This is a genomic window from uncultured Cyclobacterium sp. (assembly GCF_963976465.1).
In the GTDB taxonomy this organism is placed as follows: Bacteria; Bacteroidota; Bacteroidia; order Cytophagales; family Cyclobacteriaceae; genus Cyclobacterium.
The window spans coordinates 1-3639 of the sequence record NZ_CAXBOC010000528.1 but is presented as its reverse complement, the minus strand read 5'-3'; the positions used below and the strand labels follow the sequence as shown (position 1 = coordinate 3639).

The 3639-nt window shown below is 35.3% G+C and carries 5 protein-coding genes; 4 read left to right on the top strand and 1 reads right to left on the bottom strand.

Going from position 1 to position 3639, the window contains the following annotated elements:
- Positions 1 to 274 precede the first annotated feature (274 nt).
- The 4 genes from AAC037_RS21610 to AAC037_RS21595 all read left to right on the top strand — a co-directional run bounded on the left by AAC037_RS21610 (position 275) and on the right by AAC037_RS21595 (position 3293).
- Positions 275 to 556: a DUF1778 domain-containing protein gene (locus AAC037_RS21610; protein ID WP_339905539.1), complete on the top strand. Its 282-nt coding sequence runs from the start codon at positions 275 to 277 to the stop codon at positions 554 to 556.
- A 2-nt stretch (positions 557 to 558) separates the two neighbouring features.
- Positions 559 to 1050: a GNAT family N-acetyltransferase gene (locus AAC037_RS21605; protein WP_339905538.1), complete on the top strand. Its 492-nt coding sequence runs from the start codon at positions 559 to 561 to the stop codon at positions 1048 to 1050.
- Between the two features lie 609 nt (positions 1051 to 1659).
- The gene (locus AAC037_RS21600) at positions 1660 to 2787 is read left to right on the top strand and encodes an ImmA/IrrE family metallo-endopeptidase (protein WP_339905537.1); all 1128 of its coding nucleotides are present in this window, start codon (positions 1660 to 1662) and stop codon (positions 2785 to 2787) included.
- A gap of 5 nt (positions 2788 to 2792) precedes the next feature.
- Complete coding sequence (locus AAC037_RS21595) at positions 2793 to 3293, top strand: DUF4411 family protein (protein ID WP_339905536.1); 501 nt, start codon at positions 2793 to 2795, stop codon at positions 3291 to 3293.
- 61 nt (positions 3294 to 3354) lie between these two features.
- Here the strand turns inward: AAC037_RS21595 and AAC037_RS21590 are convergent.
- Positions 3355 to 3639 (bottom strand): hypothetical protein (locus AAC037_RS21590; RefSeq protein WP_339905535.1); only part of this gene is annotated, 285 nt, incomplete at its 5' end.

Genomic DNA, 3639 nt, shown 5'->3' with positions numbered 1-3639 from the left:
AACCCGTGGATAAAGAAGGATCCATTAAATTTGCAACCCTGAGAAGGGTTGAACAGGAGCCTTAGAGCTGGAATAGCCTTTAAGATAGAAAGCTGTTTTTTGTCTTGAATAGAATGAGGATATTATTCCTTACCTGTTAGTTTGTTGATTATCTGCTTCTTATTATCTTTATAGGTATTAATAAAGTAGCCTATCAGGGGCTACTCTACTTGGGTATTGAAAAAACTTGTTTTGTACGGGGATTTGCCGTACATTTGAAAAAATATAATACGTCATGGAAGCAGAGATAAGTAAAGACGAACGGATCGAGTTAAGAGTGACCTCTACGGACAAAAGAATATTCAGAAGAGCACAAAAACTAAGCGGAGACAAATCATTCAGCAGCTTTATTGTTAGAGTAGTTAAGCAAAAAGCTGAAGAAATCGTGGCAAAAAATGACAGAATTATTGCTACAGAAAAAGATCGTAAAGTATTCTTTGATGCCGTATTCGGAAATTCAAAACCTAATCAAAACTTGGTTGAGGCCGCAAAAAGATACAAATCAAAAAAAGGCTGAAGTTGGACATATCTATATTAGACAAGACCCATTACCGAAAGGCATTTGAATGTGAAGAGCAACAACTAACCAATTATATCCAAAAACAAGTTAGTCAGGATGTAAAGAAAAAGCTTGCAATTTGCTTTGTTGCAATAGCCAATGATAATAATGTAATTGGCTATTACACCTTATCGAGCGAAAGTATTGGGAGAGAGCAGATTCCTGATAAGTATATCAAAAAAGTTCCTCAAAATTACAATGCTCCAGTCATTTTACTCGGACGACTAGCAAGAGACATAACTGCAAAAGGAACAGGATTAGGAGAGCATTTACTTTTAGATGCATTATTTAGAGCATTTACATTATCCGAAGAAAGCATAGGGGCTATGGCTGTTGTCGTAGACCCAATTAATAAATTTGCGGTCAAGTTTTATAAAAAATATGGTTTTGAACAACTGCCAGATAGTGAGAAAATGTTTCTTCCAATGAGCACTATAAAACAAATAATATAAAATACTGCCGCCAATAACTAAGCATTCTGACGGCTGAAATAGCCTAGTCTGAATACAGTGTGTACGCCTTGAATGGTGAATATAGGCCAAAAGGTTATCCGATACTATGGGTTAAAGTCCCTTAAGCGTAAGAAAGCTTCCCTTAGGCAAAGTTCAATTTCCTATTAATCCTTTTGTTAGCTAAATTTTGACTAAAGCCGGAGGCTGTATTGCATCTTTAAAAATGGGCTAAAGCCCATTTCTACTGAGTAGGTGTTTTTAAGAATATGGCTTGGTTTCAAACCGAAGAAGTCTGAAGGGCTTCAATAACAATAGCCACGGGAGGACAACCCGTGGATAAAGAAGGATCCATTAAATTTGCAACCCTGAGAAGGGTTGAACAAAGGCTTTTATAATTTATAAAGCTAATTTTGGTCTTGAATTAGGGTCTAAAGGTTTTATTCATTACCTGTCAGTAGCTGCAAGTTTACTTCTTATTATCTTTATAGGTATTAATGTACCCTTTTAGGCTTTACTCTATGGCTTCACAGCTGAAAAGAATCAAATTCATATAAATCATGTTGTATCTTGGATTCTATTAATGTATTTTTAAATTAATACTTTTGTGATATGAGAAATACGGTAGATATTAATGCTAATATCCTTACTTGGGCCATTGACCGAGCTGGGTATGATTTGCTTGAATTTACCGAGAAGATGCCAAAAGTAACTGAGTGGCTTAGTGGTGAAAAAAAACCAACGGTAAAGCAACTTGAGCAGTTTTCTAAAAAAGTTCACTTACCTTTTGGATATTTATTTTTACCGGAACCTCCTAAAGAAAAGCTACCTATCCCATTCTTTAGAACAAATGGAAAGCAAGCGGAGAAGGTTAGCGTAAATGTATATGACACCATTTTGCTATTACAGCAACGACAAAACTGGTTAAAAGAATATTTGGATGATAATGGTTATGAACCGTTAGATTTTGTTGGTAAATTCAAAGGGAGTAATGATATTCCAGCTATAGTTAATAGTATTCGAATTACTTTAGGGTTAACAGAAGACTGGGCTAGACATTTTAAGACCTGGCAGGAATCTCTTAATCACTTAGTTAAATCTATTGAGGACAAAGGAATTATCACCGTATTTAATGGTGTTGTTGAGAATAATACATCTAGAACACTTGAAGTAGATGAATGTAGAGGTTTTGTTCTTGTTGATGATCTAGCACCTTTCATGTTTATTAATAATTCCGATGGTAAAGCAGCACAGCTATTTACAATTGTTCATGAACTTGCACATATTTGGACTGGACATAGTGCTGGTTTTGACTTTCGTAAGCTTCAACCTGCAAATGAACCTATAGAAGTTCTTTGTGACAAAGTCGCTGCTGAATTTTTAGTTCCGGAAAAAACCTTTGAAGAAATATGGACTAAAAATCCTAGTATCAAATTTTGTTCTCGTTTTTTTAAAGTTAGCGAAATTGTTATTGCCAGGAGAGCGCTCGATACAAGAAAAATTTCTAAGGAACAGTTTTTTTCTTTTTATGAAGAGTATAAGAATAGAGAGTTCAGTAAAAAACAAAATCAAGGGACTGGGGGTGATTTCTACGCTACTGCTAGAAAACGTATAAGTTTGACATTTGCTTCCCATGTAAACAATGCTGTAAAAACTGGTCAACTACTTTATCGTGATGCTTACAAATTAACGAGCATGAAAGGAGACACTTTCGATAAGTTTTTTGCCAAAACCATATAATTCGAATGAAAGCATATGTGGTAGATAGCAATTTTTTCATCCAAGCGCACAGAGCTACTTATCCCCTTGATGTGGCGAAAAGTTTTTGGTTGAAGGTTAATGAATTAGCTCAATCTGGCACAATTATAAGTATTGACAAAGTTAAACAGGAGCTTTTCAACAAGAATGATAACTTGGAAGATTGGTGTAAAGGTAATTTACCTGATGGCTTTTTTAAAGATTCTTCGACTGCCTTGAGTGAGTATAGTAAAATATCTGCTTGGACGATATCAAAAAGTGACCATTATCTCCCAAACGCTATTAACGAATTTCTAGATGTATATGAAGCAGATGCATTTTTAGTAGCTTACGTTCTTGAAGATGTTCAGAGCAGGGTCTTGGTTACCCATGAAGTGAGTGACCCGAATCGTAAAAACAAAATCAAAATGCCAGAGCCCTGTAAGCATTTTGGTGTGTCATATAGAAACACAATTGAAATGTTTAGAGAATTGGGTATAACATTCTAAAATACAGAAATACTACAAATGCTTAAGAGGAATATGTAAACAAACCGTTCAGAAGGTCAATTCACAACAGAAACTTAATCATTTCATTGGCGTCACCAAAATGATAGAGATAGGTAAAGGTGGACAAAGAGAAGTTCAAGATGTGGCCTTGACAAGATACTCCTGCTATCTTGTTGGTCAATATGGAGATTCTTCTAAGTTTCAATATTAGTTCCCTACAATAATAACTAAGAATTTTAACGCCTAGAACATTCTCCTTCGACAGGCTCAGAGGCCAGATCATCGTATAGGTGTAATCGGTAATTACAAGTGCACCACTTTCGGTAAATAAGAATGCACCATATTT